Here is a 16,997-nt window from a genome sequence, read left to right as displayed (position 1 = left end):
CGGGGTGACCGGGGGAATTCCCGACCGGACCGCCCCGCGGGCCCTGCCGGACGGGAAATGTGGTTCATTATTGAATCAATAACGCGATGCCCCGAATGCGCACCGGGGCAACCCCGGGGGGAATGCGCCGCCGCACGGTCAGGGAATGACGACGACGGGCCGCTGCGCGCGCCGCGCGAGACGACCGGCGACGGAACCGAAAATGCGCCCCGCAATACCGTGCGTCGACCCGACCACGATCGCGTCGGCCGCGTACTCGCGGCCGACCTCCTCCAGCTCGTGGCAGATGTCACCGCCCCGCTCGACGAGGATCCACGGCACTTCGGACAGGTGGTCCGCGCAGGCGAGCTCCAGCCCGAGCACCTCGGTACGGTGGTCCGGCAGATCGACGAAGACGGGCGGTTCACAGCCGGCCCACACGGTGGTGGGCAGCCGGTTCGCGACGTGCACGATGATCAGACCCGAGCCGGACCGGCGCGCCATGCCGATCGCGTAGGCGAGCGCCCGTTCGCTGGAGGTCGAGCCGTCGAAGCCGACGACGACGCCGTGCCGGAACGCGGGATCACACGCCTGGCGCGTGTCAGCCGCCGCCAGGGGGTCCACCGCCGAATCGGCGACCTGCCTGCGGTCGGCTGGTTCAGGGAATTCGTGACCGGCCATCGGTGTCTCGGCGAAGAAGGTCCTCGTGGGAGGGGTTCAAGGGACGTCGCACGCGGAGCTGTGTCCGGGAATCATCTTCCCAACCCCATACCCCCAAGGGTACGGCGCCACTCCTCTCGTGCCCATCGTCCGCCGCCGCGCACACGGCGTTCCAGGGAGCATGCACGAGCCCGCCCCCGTACGCAACGCCGGTTGGCCCCTACAGGCGTCCCTCGCCCGGGCCCCGAACCGGCCCCGGCACCCCTCGGCACGGCCCCCCGCGCGCCCTCCGGAGCGTCACGCCGTACTCCCCGACAGTGATCGGAGCGCTCCACTCCTCGTCGACAGCCCGCCCGCCAGTGTCGTGTGCGGGAGCCCCCTGCACGCACCCCCGGGCAGGCCCCGGGCGCCACGCGGCGCCCCGTCCGCACCCGGACCGACCTCCGCCGCCGGGCGTGGACGCGACCGCCGCCGCCGAGCCTGAGACGACCGCCGGACGCGGCCCGACCACCCGACGTCGAACTTGGCGCGACGGCCGGGCCGGACGCGACCGCCGCCATCGAGCCTGAGACGACCGCCGGGCCGGACGCGACCGCCGCCGTCGAGCCTGAGACGACCGCCGGGCCGGGCCCGACCACCCGACATCGAACCTGCCGCGACCGCCGGGCGCACGCGACCGCCGCCATGGAACAGCCGGCGGGGCCCGACCGCCGCCGTCGAGCGGGGGCGGCCGACGCGGACGGCACGGCCGACCGGCCGGACGGAGCCGCCCCGGCCCCCCGCCACGGCGGGCGGGCGGAGACGCGGGGGTATGCCAGGCGCACCCGGGGTACCCGAAGTGCCGGAGGCACCCGCCGACGCGGTCGCCGACGTGGTGCGGTGGGCCGCCTCCGGCCGCGCACCGGTCCTCTTCGTCTCTTCCGGTACGGGACGCCGCTCATGGCGGCCACCGGGACCACGCTCGGGCTCGCGGCCGTGACGGCCGCCTGCCGGGTGCCGCTGCGCCACGGCGAGCGGACCCCGGCGACCGCCGCCCGGTCCGCCGCCGACGCCCCGCGGCGGACGGAGAGCGGGATGGGGCGCGGCGCCGCACCGGGGTCCGGCGCCCCCGCACGGGGAACGGAGCGCACCGGGGCGGACGGGGCGGGCCGGGGAGTGCGCCGGGAGGCTGAGGGCTTCGCACACCCGCACCCGTATGTTTTCGGCCAACTTCGGCAGACCCGCCGTCCCTTGCCGGAATGGCCTGCGAACCCCCTTGCCACCTGGGAGATAAGGGCCGCAGGGGCCTCGCGCACCCTACGCGGATGGGCCATGAGCGTGAGACGCACTTCCCTGCGGGGCCCTCCGGGTGAAACGCTTCGTGATCGAATGCTTCGCGCCAAGTTGCCTTGTCGACATAGTGCCGGATACGGAACTTGTCACGCCGGCAGCGCGGGACGCAGTAGATTCGATCATGACTATCGGAGAACGGGGTCTCGTGCAAAACCGAGGGGAAACGTGCAGGAGCGACAGGACCTAGGAGACGCGAACACCGAGGGGGGCTTAGCGTCATGAGCCAGGACTCCGCCGCACCGGAGACCGGACGCAAACTGTCCGGACGCCGCCGTCGCGAGGTCGTCGCCGTCATGCTGTTCAGCGGCGGGCCCATCTTCGAGAGTTCCATCCCACTCTCGGTGTTCGGGATCGACCGCCAGGACGCCGGAGTTCCGCGCTACAGGCTGCTTGTCTGCGCGGGCGAGGAAGGGCCACTGCGCACGACCGGGGGACTCGAACTCTCCGCGCCGTACGGCCTGGAAGCGATCAGCAGAGCGGGCACCGTCGTCGTACCGGCCTGGCGGTCGATCACCTCACCGCCACCGGCCGAGGCGCTCGACGCGCTGCGCCGCGCACACGAGGAGGGCGCCCGCATCGTCGGCCTGTGCACCGGGGCCTTCGTGCTGGCCGCCGCCGGATTACTGGACGGGCGGCCCGCCACCACGCACTGGATGTACGCCCCGACGCTGGCCAAGCGCTACCCGTCGGTCCACGTGGACCCGCGGGAGCTCTTCGTCGACGACGGTGACGTGCTGACGTCCGCGGGCACGGCGGCCGGCATCGACCTCTGTCTGCACATCGTGCGGACGGACCACGGCACGGAGGCGGCCGGGGCACTCGCCCGGCGGCTCGTCGTGCCCCCGCGCCGCAGCGGCGGCCAGGAGCGGTACCTGGACCGGTCCCTCCCCGAGGAGATCGGTGCCGACCCGCTGGCCGAGGTGGTGGCGTGGGCGCTCGAGCACCTCCACGAGCAGTTCGACGTGGAGACGCTCGCCGCCCGGGCGTACATGAGCCGACGGACCTTCGACCGCAGGTTCCGCTCGCTCACCGGCAGCGCGCCGCTCCAGTGGCTGATCACCCAGCGGGTGCTGCAGGCGCAGCGCCTCCTGGAGACGTCCGACTACTCCGTCGACGAGGTCGCGGGCCGCTGCGGCTTCCGCTCGCCGGTGGCACTGCGGGGCCACTTCCGCCGGCAGCTCGGCTCGTCGCCGGCCGCCTACCGGGCCGCCTACCGGGCCCGGCGGCCGCAGGGCGACGGGGGGCCGCCGTCGATCGCCGACGCGGTCGTCCCGCCGCAGAGCTCGGGCCAGGGCCCGGGGCTGCGCCGGCCGACGGCGGGCGCGGGCGCCGGACTGGGCGTGGACCCGGGCAAGCCGCACGCGGACGCCTTCGCGTCCGGGCGGGGCCTGCCCGGCCAGCGCAGCGCGCCGTAGGGCACGGCACGTCCCTGAGGGGCCGCCGGCGGGGGTGTGGGCACGACGCCACTCCCCACCGGCGGCCCCTTTAAGGTGGACGCATGAACGACCGCATGGTGTGGATCGACTGCGAGATGACCGGGCTCTCGTTGACGGACGACGCACTCATCGAGGTGGCCGCACTGGTCACCGACTCGGAACTGAACGTGCTCGGTCAGGGCGTGGACATCGTCATCCGGCCGCCGGACGCGGCGCTGGAGACGATGCCGGACGTGGTGCGCGCGATGCACACCGCTTCCGGGCTCCTCGACGAGCTCGCGGGCGGCACCACCCTCGCCGACGCGGAGGCACAGGTCATGGCGTACGTCCGCGAGCACGTCAAGGAGCCCGGCAAGGCGCCGCTGTGCGGCAACTCCGTCGGCACCGACCGCGGCTTCCTCGCCCGCGACATGCCCGGCCTGGAGACCTACCTCCACTACCGGATCGTCGACGTCTCCTCCGTGAAGGAGCTGGCGCGCCGCTGGTACCCGAGGGCCTACTTCAACAGCCCGCAGAAGACCGGCAACCACCGGGCGCTCTCCGACATCCGCGAGTCCATCGCCGAGCTGCGCTACTACCGCGAGGCGGTCTTCGTCCCGCAGCCCGGCCCCGACTCCGACACCGCGAAGGCCATCGCGGCCCGCCACGTCCTCCCCACGGAACCCCTGGCCTGACCCAGCCCCCACGGGTCCGGGAGGCCCCCGGGGAAACGCGTGCGCGAGCACCCTCCCGGACCCTGTACACTTTTTCTCGGCCGGTCGGAAAAAAGACCGGTCGTGGTGGGTATAGCTCAGCTGGTAGAGCACCTGGTTGTGGTCCAGGATGTCGCGGGTTCGAGTCCCGTTACTCACCCTGATGGATCAAGGGCTGACCTGGTAAAACAGGTCAGCCCTTCGTCGTACCCGGCGCCGCGGGAACACCGCGGGCACGGGCCCGGCTGATGGCGGCGGACCTGAGACTCGGCTCAAGCCTGAACCTGTTGGGCCGCTACAGCCTCACCGCTGCGACAGCGGCAGCCGGCGCCCTGCGCCCGCTGCGCGACCCGGACGCGCCGGAGCCGGACGAGAACACCGAGGGAGAAGGCCCCTGACACCTACTCGCGGGTCATCCCGTCACTTCTGCAGCAACGCCTGACTGCGGCCGGGTACGCATGCCCCAGCGCGCAAGAGACGGGCCGACAGCGCCAAGTGCCGCGAAGAACAACGCCAGCAGCAGCCAGCCTGTCGTGCCGAGTCCGAGCACCACCGTGGTGAGGATCGCGGGGGCGAGAGCCTGGCCCGCGCTGAAGCCGAGCCCGAGGACACCCTGGTACTGGCCCTGGGCATGGTCGGGGGCGAGACCGAAGCCCAGGGCGAAGCCCGCCGATGACTCCCAGACCTCTCCCAGGCTATGGACGAAGATCGCAGCCAGGACCAGGCCCACTGCGGCCCAGACTGGGGTGTACGCCGCCAGCGCCATCATCGGGCAGCTGACGAGGAACAGCAGCCCCGCTGTGCGAAACGCCCGGCCGCCGTCGTGCGGGGTCTCGATGCGCGAGCCGATCCTGGTCTGCATCAGCACACAGAAGAGAGAGTTGACGGCGAACAGCGCGGCCACCGTCCAGCGTGGCGCTTCGGTGTGCTCAGAGATCCAGATCGGCAGAAGCAGCGAGACCACCGGATACTGCAGTCCCATGGCTCCGTAGAGGGCGGTGAACGCCAGGAAGGGACGATCCGCGAAGACCAGCCAGCGCCGCTGCTGCGGCGGCGCTGCCAGTATCGGATAGCGGGGAAGCAGGAGCAGAAGCACCGCGCACAGGGCGAAGCTCGCCGCGTTGCCGAGGATCAGCGTGACATAGGCGCTGCGGGTGTTCGCGGCCAGCGCCAGCCCCGCGCCCACCGTTCCCAGGACGACGCCCAGGTTGACGAACGTGCGCAGCTTGGCACGGAAGAGGGCCGGGCGCTCACCCCCGACCCTGACCACCAGCGCGCCCCACGCCGCGCCGCCGGCCGCCGCGGCGATCTGGTCGACCGCCGCGATGACCGTGAGCGCGGCCCAGCTCTCGACGAGGACGAGGGACGCCATCGACACCGCCTGAACCGTCAGGGCCAACATCATGATCGTGCGCGCCCCTCGCCGGTCGGCGAGACGCCCGCCTGGTATCCCCGCACACAGGCCGATCACTCCGGCGATGGTGAGTGCGGCTCCGACCTGCACCGGGGGCAGGCCCACGACCAAGGTGAAATAGAGCGCCGACGCCGCGTTGAACAGACCATTACCGACACGGTTGACGAAACTGGCGGCAATCAGCACGCGCTCCGGCCGGTTTTCCCCCGCTATGCGACCTATCCGGCCTGCCACGCCGCCCTTGACCATGGACGGCAGGCTAACAGCGGTCGCTGATCCAGCAGCTGTCGCACAGAGATGCCGGGCGGATGGCTGACTCAGCAAGAGCGGCCGCGTATTGGCTGTCCTGCGCTGGTCGGTTCGCGGCGGCGGACCCATGGCGCGACCGCTCCCGGCGTGGCATGTCAGGGTGAGGGCGTGGCAGAAGTCGAGAGGGCGGACGTGGGTACGGTCGGGCGTCGCGGTGGAGGGGGGAGTCTCCACGCCTACCGCGTGCGCGGGCTCAGTCGCAGTGGGGTCGTCCTGTGGGTCGGTGGCAGGGGTGACGAACCGGATCGGGTGCTGACGTCTCCGGCACCCGACCGCCGGCGAGTGCCGCTGTTCGTGACCGCTCGGCAGGCGCGGGTGTACGCGCGTCGGCAAGGGCGGCGGCTGGCCACGTCCGAGGTCGGCACCCTGGAACTCGTCCGCGTCGAGCGTTGGCTGGAGGACCCGGAGCGTCGACACGTCCCACCGGGCGCGGTCCTGGACGCGTGGCACTTCTTCGAGGATCTGGCCCGAGGGCTCGACGCGGCCCACCGGCTGCCCGCGCAGGGAGCCGTGCACAACAGCGCCTACGAGTGGCTGTTCGGAGACGAGTGCCCCGAGTGGACACCCGACGAGCGACGCGCGGTACTGGCGCTGCTCCGCGCCGGGGTGGCCTTGTGGAACTCCTGCCCCGTCACCCTCAGGCCCCGATCGGGTGGCGCGCCGGTGTGACGTCGGCGCGTCCCACCCGCCCATGTGGAGCACTCGGCCTGGGTGGCCTCCCGGGCGATCCGGGTGCGGACCCGGCATGTCGGAGGCGGCGTGGGCCCTCGGTTCCGCCGGGTCGCGACGCGCACAGGAGGGTCCCCACCGGCCGGAGCCGACCGGACGGATCTTCGCCCAGGTCATCCGACACCCATGCGACCGGGCGCGGCGGCATCATCCGTGCCTGCCGGTTACGCCTTCTCCTCGCCGATCGCCACGCGCAGCCAGTCGAGGCTGCCCTGCCGGAGCACCTCGTCGGCGAGGCTCCGTGCCGTCGGCGTGACGAGCCTGTCCCGGCTGTTGTCGATCCAGCGCTGTGCGTGGGCGTACCCCTGCTCCCTGTACTCGACGCCCTGGATCAGGCACTCCAGCTTGTCGGCGTCCCGGGCGCAGACCGCCTCGGGCGACTCCTTGGCCTCGTACTCACCCACCAGTCCGCGCACCAGCGCCGCGAGGCCGGGCGGCATACCCTCCGTCTGGTCGGCGGTGACCGCATGGGGGTCGGCGGCGGGCGCGTACTTCTTGCCGAGGTGGTTCACGTCGCCCGTACGCGTCTCCTGCGAGTCGTGCCACACGGCCATGAGCGCGGCACGGGCCGGGTCGGCGCCCTCAAGTTCGGCGATGACCGACGCGAGGAGTGCCGTACGCCAGGAGTGCTCGGCGACGCTCTCCGGGTCCCGGACCCCGGCCATCCACCAGCCCGTGCGCCTGCTGTGCTTGAGCGTGCCGGCCTCGAACAAGAAGCGGCCCACCGCGGACAGGTCGTCAGCCACCGTCCGTCTCCTCTCACGCCTCGGCGAGGCGGATCGCATACCGGATGCCTTCCAGCTCTCGCCGCGCATGCGGTGAGAGGCCATGGTCATCCAACAGCATGGGGAGCCGTTCAGACAGGTGTGATCCGCCGGCCGACCGTCGCAATAGATGCGGCCTGGCAATGAGCAAGGCCCACAGGGTGTGGACATTCAGCTCGAAGAACCCGTGTTCGGGTGTCAGACCACGAGTGAGATGCGCAAACAACCTGTCACCCGTCCAAGGGCCCAGTGCCGGGTCTGCGATGAAGTCGTCGGTCAGCTCCACCGTGTCGAGCTCCCCGATCCAGTACGCCCAGTAGTTCAAGTTCGCCGCCTCATAAGCGTCGTCGCCCTCCAGCGAACCGATGAAGTGGCTCATCCGGTCACGGTCCCCCTGGCGGGCTGCGACTGCTGCGACGGAGCGAGAGTGCAGCCAGTGGTTGAGCCAGCCGTCCGGGCGCACTGCCCGTTGTTGCCCGTTGAGCCAAGCCGTCGTATCGCTCTCGGTGTCGTATCCGGCGAGGTAGAGGCTCTGGCGTCGCAGAAGGAACAAATCGGGGTCCCGTGCGAGTTCGGCTGTGTGCCGTAGGCGGCCGAAGAGGCACTCTCGGTCAGCCCTGCACATCTCTGGCCCAGCGGGTGCGGGCCCTCGCCGGAGTCGCGGCGGCTGGGGCAGCGAGCGGAGGGGGGTCGGCACCATGCCGGTCAGAGGCCACGTGATCACCTCCATGAGATCGCGCCGCATCACCCACGCGCCCATGGGGCTCTCTTCCGGTGCTCCGTCATCGAGCATGCTCGTCAACAGGACATCCGCCTCTATGGCTCGTTCAAGCGTTTGGAGCAGAGGGGGCGAAGCCCCCATCCGAAGCAGCATGTGCCGGTGGACGAGCGTTTGGCCGGTGGGAACGGCGGTGAGTGCCCGCCTGCCGGACTCCCATCCGGCGATGGTGTCGGAAGACACCCGCAACCGCTCGGCGAGCCTCTCCTGCGTGAGCCCTAACTGCTCCCGCGCCAGCCGAAAGACGAATCCGGAGATCAACCCTGTACGTGACGGTGGGGAGGGACCCCGACCGACTGTCCGGGTTCCTACGTTCCGCTTGCCTCGCACTCGCTCCTCCTGCCCGAAGAGACGCCCATAACCGGTACTGGCAGTCGGTTCAACGCGTGGGCGTGGGCTTCTACTGTCGAAGAGTCATCAAGGACAACTCAGCGTAGCGAAATGCAGGTGATCGTATGGTCCGTGTCGCCGCCCCGCATCCTCACATGGCGAGGGGACAATCGCTGCAACGTCCCCACTGCCCGACCCGCACCAGCAGTGGCTTCCTTGTCTGGGGTGCCGCGCGGGCGGCTCCCTGGCAACCCGTCGCCGCGCATCTGCCGCGGGCAGCGGCAGGGCCGGACGTGTTGATCGAGACGGGCTCACCGGTACGCCCCTACGTGTCGGACGGCGGGGCCGGCCGGTGAGCGGCATGACCTTGCGCGTGTACCGGGTCCGTGCCGACGGCACCGCCGACACCCTGCGCGAGCGGCGGGAGTTCGAGGCCGGTGATCCGCCCGTCGACGGGCTGCGCTATCCGCCCTGCGCGTGCGCGCGGTGCGCGGGCGGGGAGGCGGGGCGGTGAGCTGCGGGCGCGTCCCGGCGGCCGCACCGGGCGGGGTGCCCCCGGTGCGGCGGGTCACCGAGCGGCAGCGGCGGGGTGCGGACTGCGTCCACTGCGGTGTCGTCCTCACGCCTCGCACCGCCGTCGACCTCGGGCGGCACGACTACAAACCGGACGACTGGGTCGACTACCACCTCTCCTGGTGGCCGCGCTCCTGCCGGTCCTGCCACCACCGCCGTACCCCTCACGAAGGAGGTCCCCTCATGACCGACGGGAAGCACGCCGGGCCGCCGTCCGACAAGCCGTGGAACCCGCCGCCCGCGCCGCCGTCGCCCGACGGTTCCGGACCCGGCAGGTAGGGGGCCGGATGACTCTCGCCCCGCAGCGCGGGCACGCCGTGCTCGTGGACCTGCTCCATGAGCACGGGCTGCTCGACGCGGACTGGCGCCGCATCTGGCTCGGCGTCCCCCGGGCGGCGTTCGCCCCGGAGACGGCCTGGCGGCAGACGGCCACCGAGTGCGTGCCCGTCACCGGTGACGGGCGGCTCGCACTGCTCCACTCCGACGAGCCCGTCGTCACCCGGCTCGACGACGGCGCGCCGGGCTGTCCAGGACGGCTGCGACGCCGTGATCACACCAGCCACGGCCGAGATCGTCCCATGGCACGTTGACCTGTCCGATCCGGAGGTGTGGGCACGACTTCGCCACCGCGGGATCACCCGAACTGCCCTCCGGGGTACGGTCGTTACGTGATCTACCTGATAGGCGGCCCGCCACGAGTGGGCAAGAGCACCCTCGCGTGGATGCTGCTGGAACGGGACGGCATCCCCGGATGCCCGACCGACGCCCTGGTCTCGATGCTGCAGCGCGCCGCGCCCCAGCACGGCGTGCGCCACGGCACGCACCCGGACAAGGCCGTACCGGCGCAGCCCTTCCTCGTCGAGTTCATCCGTGCCACCGCGGAGAGCCTCGACGACTCCGATCCCCTGGACGGCTACGTGGTCGAGGGCGACATCGTCACACCGGCGGCAGCCACCGCCGCCGCTGCTCTCGGGATACCACTGAGCTGCGTCTTCCTTGGGAACACGGAGCTGACCACCGAACACCTGAGGGCCGCCCCGGACTGGCTCGACGGATCCGATGACACCACCTATCGGGAGATCGCCGCGTGGGTCAGGGAACAAAGCACTGCCCTGCGTGAAGCCTGTGCGGCCAGCGGGCACGTCTACGTCGAGTTGGGCGCCGGCCACGCCCAGGGCCTTGAGAGGGCCTACTCGACACTGAAGGAGAGGCGCTGACCGCCCACCGCCAGCACCCGCGAAGGCCTACGGGGAACCGCGGGACAAGCCTTGGGCGGTGAAGTGGGCCGTCGGTGCGGCCGGTCGTTGCGCGGGCTCAGGCAGAGAGGCCTCCACGGACCTGCAGCTGCACGGTTCCCAGGCCCGCAAGGGGCCGACTTCAGCCCCGAGACCTGCGGAGGGGAGTCAGACGGGTGGACGCGGAGGACGCGGCGCCGTGGGCGACCCAGGTCGTAGGGGTGGGTCCGCCGTGTGGCGGAGGGGTGGGCGGATGATGCGACCCGGCGGCGACGGCGGGGCCCCGGGGCCGGCGGCAGCATGGCCGCATGCTGACGATGAACGCCCTGCCGAACGTGCCCCGTTGGGCCGTGCTCGCCGCCCACGCCGTCCCGCTCGTCACCCTGCCGTCCGGGCTGTGGCGGATCGCCCTCGTCGCCGGGCTGCCCGTCGCCGAACAGCCCGTCGAGGGCGGGTGGGAGATCGCGTACGTCGTGGGCCTGAGTGTCCTGTCGGAGCTGCTCGCGCTGCTGACGCTGGGGCTGGTACAGGGGTGGGGGGAGGTCGTGCCCCGCTGGGTGCCGCTGCTGGGCGGTCGGGGCGTACGGCCGCTCGCCGCGGTCGTGCCCGCGCTGCTCGGCGCCGCCGGGTTGGCGGGGATCGCCGTGTACGGCTTCCACGCCCAGGCGGCCGGGCTCGGGGACGGGACCATCGGGACGCCCGCGCAGGATCTGCTGCTCCTCGTCTGCTACCTGCCGCTGCTCGCCTGGCCGCCGCTGCTGGTCGCCGTCACCGTCGCCTACCACCGGCGCCGGCGGCAGGCACGCCTCGCGCGGTGGGCGTGACCTGACGCGGGGGTGCCGGGGCACCGGGGGTGCCGGACCGACACCCCCGGCACCGCCGTCACGGTGACGCGGTCGCGCAGCGCGTGCCGTCCACGGTGAGGGCCGGTGGCGGACGGTTCGTGCCGGACCAGGTGCCGGTGAAGCCGAAAGCGACCGTGCCGCCCGGGTCGACCCGCGTGTTCCAGCCGACCGGCGCGGCGGTCACCTCGGTGCCGGACTGGGTGAGGGCGGCGTTCCACCCCTGGGTGACGCGCTGGCCGTCGGGGAAGGTCCAGGCGGCCCGCCAGCCGTTCCACGCGGTCGTGCCGGTGTTCCGGACGGTCACCTCGGCCTGGAAGCCGCCCTGCCACTGGTTGGTCACCCGGTAGGACGCCTCACACGGGGCCTTCGCCGGTGGCTCCGGGTCCGGGTCGGGCTCCGGATCCGGGTCCGGGGCGGGGGTGCCGGAGGGGTCGCCGTAGACGATGCCGCGGCCGTTGGTGGAGACGTAGACGCGGCCGAAGACCCTCGGGTCGCCGGTGATGGCGGCGCCGGTCCACCCCCACTGGTGGGCGTCGTCGTTGATCCGGGTCCAGGTCGCGCCGGTGTCGGTGGAGCGGAAGATGCCGCGTACTCCGCCGATCCGGGCGCTCGTGTAGAGCGTGTCGTACGAGGCGCCCGGCGCGGCCTTGCCGAAGCCGATGGTGTCGGCCTCCTCGACGCCCGGGAGCCTGGTGAACGTCGTCCCCGCGTCGGTGGAGCGCCACAGTCCGTACGCCCCGGCGGCGCCGCCCGCGAGCCAGAGGTGGCCGGACCGGCCGGGGACCGCCTGGAAGCGGACGTTCCCGGTGGTGGGCAGGCCCGTCGCCTTCGGGGTGAACGTCGCGCCGCCGTCCGTGGAGACGTGGAGCGTGCCGGCCGCGAAGGCGTAGAACGTGCGCGGGTCGACGCGGTCGGCCTCGACGACGGCGCCCGCCGGCACGCCCCGCGACGCGGTCCACGCGCCGCCCGGTCCGGTCGTCCAGTGCACCCCCGTGCCGTCCGGGCTCCACACGAAGCGGCTGCCGTCCGCCGCGGCGGCGACCGTGCCGCCGCCCGAGACGCCCGCCGGCTCCTGCCCCGGGGTCCAGGTCGCGCCGTTGTCGGTGGAGAACGCGATGCGCGGGCCCCCGTCGAGGTGCCCGGCGCGGACGACGGTGTCCGGCCTGGTCCCGGCGTAGTCGAGGCTCGTCCCGCTGGTGAAGTTCGGGGAGGTGAACATCATCGCCGGGACCTTCGTGACGTCCGTGTGGCGGAAGCCGCCGATGTCGCCGAGGGCGCTGAGGAGCGGCGCGCCGGACGGTGGGGAGACGAGGTCGTTGACGGCCGTCTCCTCCAGGCCCCGGACCATCGGCCGGATGGTGATCCGGCCTCCGGTGTCCCACCGGGTGAGGTCCTCGGTGCCGTAGACGGTGGCCCCGGTGCCGTACATCATCCGGTCGGAGTCGAACGGGTCGATCTCCAGCGCCTCCGTCATCCAGCCGAGCTTCGGGGACCGCTCGGGCGGGGCCGGGGTCGCGCCCCAGCCCAGCCAGGGCGAGGAGGAGACGTCCATCGTGTAGCGGTCGGTCCGGTCGGGGTACGGGGAGAAGTCCCACGCCCGGGTCCAGTTCGTCCCGCCGTCGGTGGTGCGGAAGATCTGGGTGTCGGGCCACCAGGCGCTGTAGCCGGTCACCATGACCGTGCCGGGCCTCTGCCGGTCGAGGCTCAGACCGCTGAAGCCGTAGTACGGGTCGGCGTCCGGGGTGATGTCCTGCCAGGTGCCGGCCTTCGTGTCGTACCGCCACACCGCGCCGTCGGCGCCGTCGTACGGGCCGCCGGTGTCGCTGTACGCCAGGTACAGCCGGCCGCCGCGCGCGTCGAGGACGCCCTTGTGGGCGAGGAGGCCGGTGGGCTGGCCCGGCAGCCGGGACCAGGTGGCGCCGGCGTCGGTGGAGCGGTAGACGGCGTTCTCCTTGTCGGCGACGCCGACGTAGATCGTGCGGGTGGCGGAGCCGGGTGTTCCGGTGGACTCGTCGAAGGTGACCCAGACGATCCCCTGGTTGTCGGAGGCGTAACCGGAGGGGTCGGTGGGGTCCTGGGCGTAATCGCCCGGGTTGGGGAAGGCGGTGACCTTCGACCAGGTGGCGCCGGAGTCGGTCGAGCGCCACAGGCCGTGGCCGCTGGGCGCGCCGAGGTAGAGGACGCCGTTGCGGTGCGGGTCGATCGCGAGGCGCTCGCCCATGCCGCGGCCCGGCATGTTGCCGCCGAGCTTGAACGGCAGGTCGGCCGTGCGCCAGGTGGCGCCCCGGTCGGTGGAGCGCAGGACGGCGCCGTTGCCGGGGTCCCAGTCGTTGGTGTAGGTGCCGACGGCGGCGTACACGCGGTCGGGGTCGACGGAGTCGGTGGCGATGCTGACGACGCCGGTGTGGCCCCAGCGGTCCCAGCCGACGTGGTCGAGGAGCGGGGTCCACGTCTTGGTGGACTGCTGCCAGCGGTAGGCGCCGCCGATGTCGGTGCGGGCGTAGGCGAGGTCCTTCTCGGCGCGGTTGAAGACGATGCCGGGGACGAAGCCGCCGCCGTCGATGCGGACGTTCTTCCAGGTGTACGTGTCGGCGGAGGTGGTGCCGGGGGCCGGTGCGCCGGCAGGGGCGGGAGGGCGGGAGAGGTGCGGTGCGGTGCCGGGGACGGTCGGGATCCGCAGGCCGCCGGGGGCTCCCGGGGTCCGTGCGGTGCCGGGGACCGGCGGAGCTGTCGCGTTCCCGGGAGCGGTCGGGGCCGCGTGGGCGACCGGGACCGCGGGGGTGGTGGGGACGGCCGGGGCGGGTGGTGGTGCGGCGGTGAGCAGACCGGCGGTCAGGGCCAGTCCGGTGAGCAGGGTCCACTTCGTGCGCACGGTGCCTCCTGTCGGGGCGCGCGGTGGGGGTCGGGGCGTGCGGAAGCCGGGTGGGGCGCGAACAGCGCGGCCCACCCGGCTGTGACGTACGCGAAAGCCGCCGCGGGGCTATTCGAGCAGTTCCGCGTACGCGCCCATGGCGAGCGCGATGTCCGCCTGCGCCCAGAAGCGGTGGTACGTGAAGACCGGCGCGGCGCCGCCCTTCAGATAGGCCTCGACCTTCGGCCAGGCGGGGTCGTCCTGGTAGAAGGAGCGGATCGAGGCGAAGGTGGACGTGGAGTCGATCCGGTCGCCGTTCGGCATGGTGCCGGTCCAGCCGGCGGGGACGTGCACCGGGTCGTCGAAGCGGTTGTAGTCGGCGCGGGTCTCCGGGACCGCGATGCCCAGCGGGTCCTGGTGGTGCTGCCACATGCCGTCGAGGAGCGCCTTCGCGACCCGCTTGGCGTCCGCGTCACCGGACTTGGCGGCGTAGTACGTCAGGGTCTTGGCGTACGCGGCGGCCACGCCGACGTCGTCGGTGTAGTCGGCGACGGTGACGTGCAGACCGGCGTTGGGGCCGGGGTTGGCGGCGTTCCACGTGTCGGGCTTGCCGGACCAGCGCAGCGTGGACGGGAAGCGGTACGTGCCGTCGGGGTTGACGGTGGTCTCCGACAGGGCCCAGTCGACCCACTTGTCGAGGACGTTCTTCGCGAGGGCGTCACCGCTCTGGTGGTAGTACTCCGCGACCCGCTCCATGGACCAGGCCTGGAAGCCGAACCACTGGTTGGACGGCGGGTCGTGGTAGACGGGCTTCTCGTCGTAGAACAGGCCGTGGAAGGTGGGCGTGCCGGCCGGCGGGGTGGCGTAGCGGCCCTGCCAGCTGTTGGTGGCGCCGCCCGCGATGGCGCCCTCGTCGGACTGGAGCCAGCGGTAGAACTCGACCTGCCGGTCCAGGCTGGTCCCCCAGTCCTGCGCGCCGGTGGCCGACTTGGGCTTCAGCGGGGCGTACTCGCTCAGCGCGTACGCGGCGAGCGGGTTCTGGTAGCCGCTGTGGGCGTGGCTGGAGCCGATGCGCCAGGCCCAGCCGGCGGAGGTGTCGGTGGCGCCGCCCCAGGCGTAGTACCAGGACATCAGGTAGTGGGCGCTGTTCTTGCCGGTGCCGGCGGGGCAGGTGGTCGCGCCGACGCAGTCGCCCGCCTTCTTGAAGTACTTGTCGAAGAGGGAGTACCGCAGGTAGTCGCCCATCTTGGCGGCCTTGGCGACGACGCCGGAGACCGCGGTCCCCTTGCCCTGCTGCTTGGCCCAGACGTCCGCCCAGTAGGCGGCCTGGACGGCGCGGGCGTCGGCGTCGGGGGCGTTGGTGAACTTCCACTGCTTCGCGTACGACGCGTCGCCGGTGAAGAGGTCCAGGTAGCCGTTGCGGCCGCCGTAGGCGAAGTTGTCGCAGGTGGGATGGGTCACGGTCTCCCAGACCGACTCCTGCGGGCCGCGCTGGAAGGTGTTGATGTACGAGGGGCCGGTGGCGGCGGGACCGGCGGAGCACTTGCCGGGCTCGTTGCCGAAGCCGTAGACGTTGTCGACGTCCTGGAGCCAGTGCATGCCGTAGACGTCGTCGGTGCCGTAGGCGCTCTTCAGCTCGCCCGCGATCGGGTCGGAGCCCGTGGGGACACCGGCGTCGAGGCGGGACGGGTACTGCGTCGGCAGGTCGTGCTCGGGGGCGTAGGTGGCCGGCTTCGACGCGTTGTACTTGTCGTTCGTCGGCTGGTCGGCGCGGGTGGGGATCATGTACTTCTCCATGGTGTCCCACGCACCGTTGAAGCGGGTCCAGTCGCCGGTGACCTTGCCGTACATGGCGTCGAGCCAGATGAGGTAGCTGTACGCCTCGGAGGTCGTCTCGTGGCCGTGGTCGGGCGCCTCGACGATCAGCGTCTCGACCGAGTGGTACGGGATGCCCTCCGGCGAGAAGTACCCGTTCGCCGGGTCGGTGATCTTGGCGTGCATGGCGAGGAACCGGGCGTCGTACGTGGAGTCGCCGTCCAGCTGGGTGGCGGTCACCTCGGCCTTCGCGTGGCCGGGGGCCGTCACGGCGAACACGGCGGAGCCCGTGCCGGTCGCGGCGGCGGTGACGGTCACCTTGCGGGCGGTGTTCCAGTCGGCCGGGGTGAAGGTGAGCGTGCCGGGCGCCGCGGTGAGGCCGGTGCTGCCCGAGACGCGGGCGACGGTCGCCGTGACGTTCGCGGCCGGCCGGGTGGACAGCTTCACGTCGAAGGTCGCGGACTGGCCCTGGCGGACCGGCAGCTGGGCGGGGGTCGCGACGAGGGCCGGTCCGGCGGCGACGGTGATGCCGACGGGGGCGGACTCGGCGGCGGCGCCCCGGCTGTCGTACGCCTTCGCGTAGAGCGAGTGGGTGCCCGCGGCGAGGCCCCGGGCGGTGAGGGCGTACGGCGCGGTGGTGTCCGTGCCGAGCAGGGTCGTGTCGTCGTAGAACTCGACCTTGTCGACGGTCGCCCCGTCGGCGGCCGCCGCGGTGGCGGCCAGCGGGACCGGGTCGCCGGCGGTGTAGGTGGCGCCCGGGGCGGGGCTGGTCAGCACGGCGACCGGCGGCTGCTGGGCGCCGGCGCAGACGGTGCCGTCGACGGTGAAGGAGGTGGGCGCGGCGTTGGCGCCGCTGTAGGTGAACTGGGCGCCGGCGGTGACGGCCTGGCCCGCGGGGACGGTCCTGTTCCAGCCGACGGGGGTGACCGTGACGGTCTTCCCGGTCTGGGTCCAGGTGCCGTTCCAGCCGTTGGTCAGCCGCTGGTTGCCGGTCTGGTCGTAGCGCAGGGTCCAGCCGTCGAGGGCGGCGGTGCCCCGGTTGGTGAGGGTCAGCTCGGCCGTGTAGCCGGAGCCCCAGTCGTTGGTCCGGTAGTCGACGCTGCACTGGACGGCTGCGGCGGCGGTTGCGGCGGTGCGCGCCCCGGCGGGTGCGCCGTTGGCCGCGGTCATGCCCAGGGGGAGGGCGAGGACGGCGGCCAGGACGGCCGTCAGCCGTCGGCGCCGGCCCGTACGTGGTCCTGGCGACATGCGGTCT

Annotated in this window: 14 protein-coding genes and 1 tRNA gene; 9 read left to right on the top strand and 6 right to left on the bottom strand. The window is 72.5% G+C overall.

From position 1 onward, the window contains the following. Window positions 1-138: 138 nt before the first annotated feature. Window positions 139-660 (bottom strand): universal stress protein, encoded by a 522-nt coding sequence (locus tag ACF053_RS06420; RefSeq protein WP_058944860.1) that lies wholly within the window; start codon window positions 658-660, stop codon window positions 139-141. Window positions 661-2,189: 1,529 nt separating this feature from the next. Between ACF053_RS06420 and ACF053_RS06415 the strand changes: the two genes are divergently transcribed. From ACF053_RS06415 to ACF053_RS06405, 3 genes are all read left to right on the top strand, one after another. Then, window positions 2,190-3,386 carry a helix-turn-helix domain-containing protein gene (locus tag ACF053_RS06415; RefSeq protein WP_391952815.1) on the top strand — a complete coding sequence of 399 codons (1,197 nt, stop codon included), beginning with the start codon at window positions 2,190-2,192 and terminating at the stop codon, window positions 3,384-3,386. 83 nt (window positions 3,387-3,469) lie between these two features. Beyond that, window positions 3,470-4,081 carry an oligoribonuclease gene (orn, locus tag ACF053_RS06410; RefSeq protein ID WP_058944858.1) on the top strand — a complete coding sequence of 204 codons (612 nt, stop codon included), beginning with the start codon at window positions 3,470-3,472 and terminating at the stop codon, window positions 4,079-4,081. 105 nt (window positions 4,082-4,186) lie between these two features. Then, window positions 4,187-4,259: transfer RNA gene (locus ACF053_RS06405), tRNA-His, on the top strand. 252 nt (window positions 4,260-4,511) lie between these two features. Here ACF053_RS06405 and ACF053_RS06400 read toward each other — a convergent pair. Beyond that, a complete protein-coding gene (locus ACF053_RS06400; protein ID WP_391952814.1) occupies window positions 4,512-5,762 on the bottom strand; it encodes an MFS transporter in 1,251 nt (416 codons plus the stop codon). 354 nt (window positions 5,763-6,116) lie between these two features. On the opposite strand from ACF053_RS06400, the gene ACF053_RS06395 reads away from it, so the two are divergent. After that, a complete protein-coding gene (locus ACF053_RS06395; protein ID WP_391952813.1) occupies window positions 6,117-6,491 on the top strand; it encodes a hypothetical protein in 375 nt (124 codons plus the stop codon). A 224-nt stretch (window positions 6,492-6,715) separates the two neighbouring features. Here ACF053_RS06395 and ACF053_RS06390 read toward each other — a convergent pair whose 3' ends face one another. Beyond that, window positions 6,716-7,297 (bottom strand): HD domain-containing protein, encoded by a 582-nt coding sequence (locus ACF053_RS06390; protein ID WP_391952812.1) that lies wholly within the window; start codon window positions 7,295-7,297, stop codon window positions 6,716-6,718. A 13-nt stretch (window positions 7,298-7,310) separates the two neighbouring features. After that, window positions 7,311-8,351, bottom strand: a complete 1,041-nt coding sequence (locus tag ACF053_RS06385; RefSeq protein WP_391953194.1) for a helix-turn-helix domain-containing protein — start codon at window positions 8,349-8,351, stop codon at window positions 7,311-7,313. Between the two features lie 433 nt (window positions 8,352-8,784). On the opposite strand from ACF053_RS06385, the gene ACF053_RS06380 reads away from it, so the two are divergent. The 5 genes from ACF053_RS06380 to ACF053_RS06360 all read left to right on the top strand — a co-directional run bounded on the left by ACF053_RS06380 (window position 8,785) and on the right by ACF053_RS06360 (window position 11,055). After that, window positions 8,785-8,937, top strand: coding sequence for a hypothetical protein (locus ACF053_RS06380; protein ID WP_391952811.1), 153 nt, complete (start codon window positions 8,785-8,787; stop codon window positions 8,935-8,937). Next, entirely contained in the window at window positions 8,934-9,275 is a 342-nt protein-coding gene (locus ACF053_RS06375) for a hypothetical protein (protein WP_391952810.1), read from the top strand. The genes ACF053_RS06380 and ACF053_RS06375 overlap by 4 nt, the downstream gene beginning before the upstream one ends. Before the next feature lie 8 nt (window positions 9,276-9,283). Next, window positions 9,284-9,586 carry a hypothetical protein gene (locus ACF053_RS06370; protein WP_391952809.1) on the top strand — a complete coding sequence of 101 codons (303 nt, stop codon included), beginning with the start codon at window positions 9,284-9,286 and terminating at the stop codon, window positions 9,584-9,586. A 78-nt stretch (window positions 9,587-9,664) separates the two neighbouring features. After that, on the top strand, window positions 9,665-10,213 hold the full coding sequence (locus tag ACF053_RS06365; RefSeq protein ID WP_391952808.1) for a hypothetical protein: 549 nt from the start codon (window positions 9,665-9,667) through the stop codon (window positions 10,211-10,213). 326 nt (window positions 10,214-10,539) lie between these two features. After that, a complete protein-coding gene (locus tag ACF053_RS06360; RefSeq protein ID WP_391952807.1) occupies window positions 10,540-11,055 on the top strand; it encodes a hypothetical protein in 516 nt (171 codons plus the stop codon). A gap of 58 nt (window positions 11,056-11,113) precedes the next feature. Here ACF053_RS06360 and ACF053_RS06355 read toward each other — a convergent pair whose 3' ends face one another. Then, window positions 11,114-13,756, bottom strand: a complete 2,643-nt coding sequence (locus tag ACF053_RS06355; protein WP_391953193.1) for a cellulose binding domain-containing protein — start codon at window positions 13,754-13,756, stop codon at window positions 11,114-11,116. 300 nt (window positions 13,757-14,056) lie between these two features. Beyond that, complete coding sequence (locus ACF053_RS06350) at window positions 14,057-16,990, bottom strand: glycoside hydrolase family 48 protein (RefSeq protein WP_391952806.1); 2,934 nt, start codon at window positions 16,988-16,990, stop codon at window positions 14,057-14,059. Window positions 16,991-16,997: the final 7 nt, after the last annotated feature.

Source organism: Streptomyces kanasensis, assembly GCF_043077165.1.
Classification (GTDB): domain Bacteria; phylum Actinomycetota; class Actinomycetes; order Streptomycetales; family Streptomycetaceae; genus Streptomyces; species Streptomyces changanensis.
The sequence above is the reverse complement of the archived record's forward strand: the minus strand, read 5'-3'. Positions and strand labels throughout refer to the sequence as shown.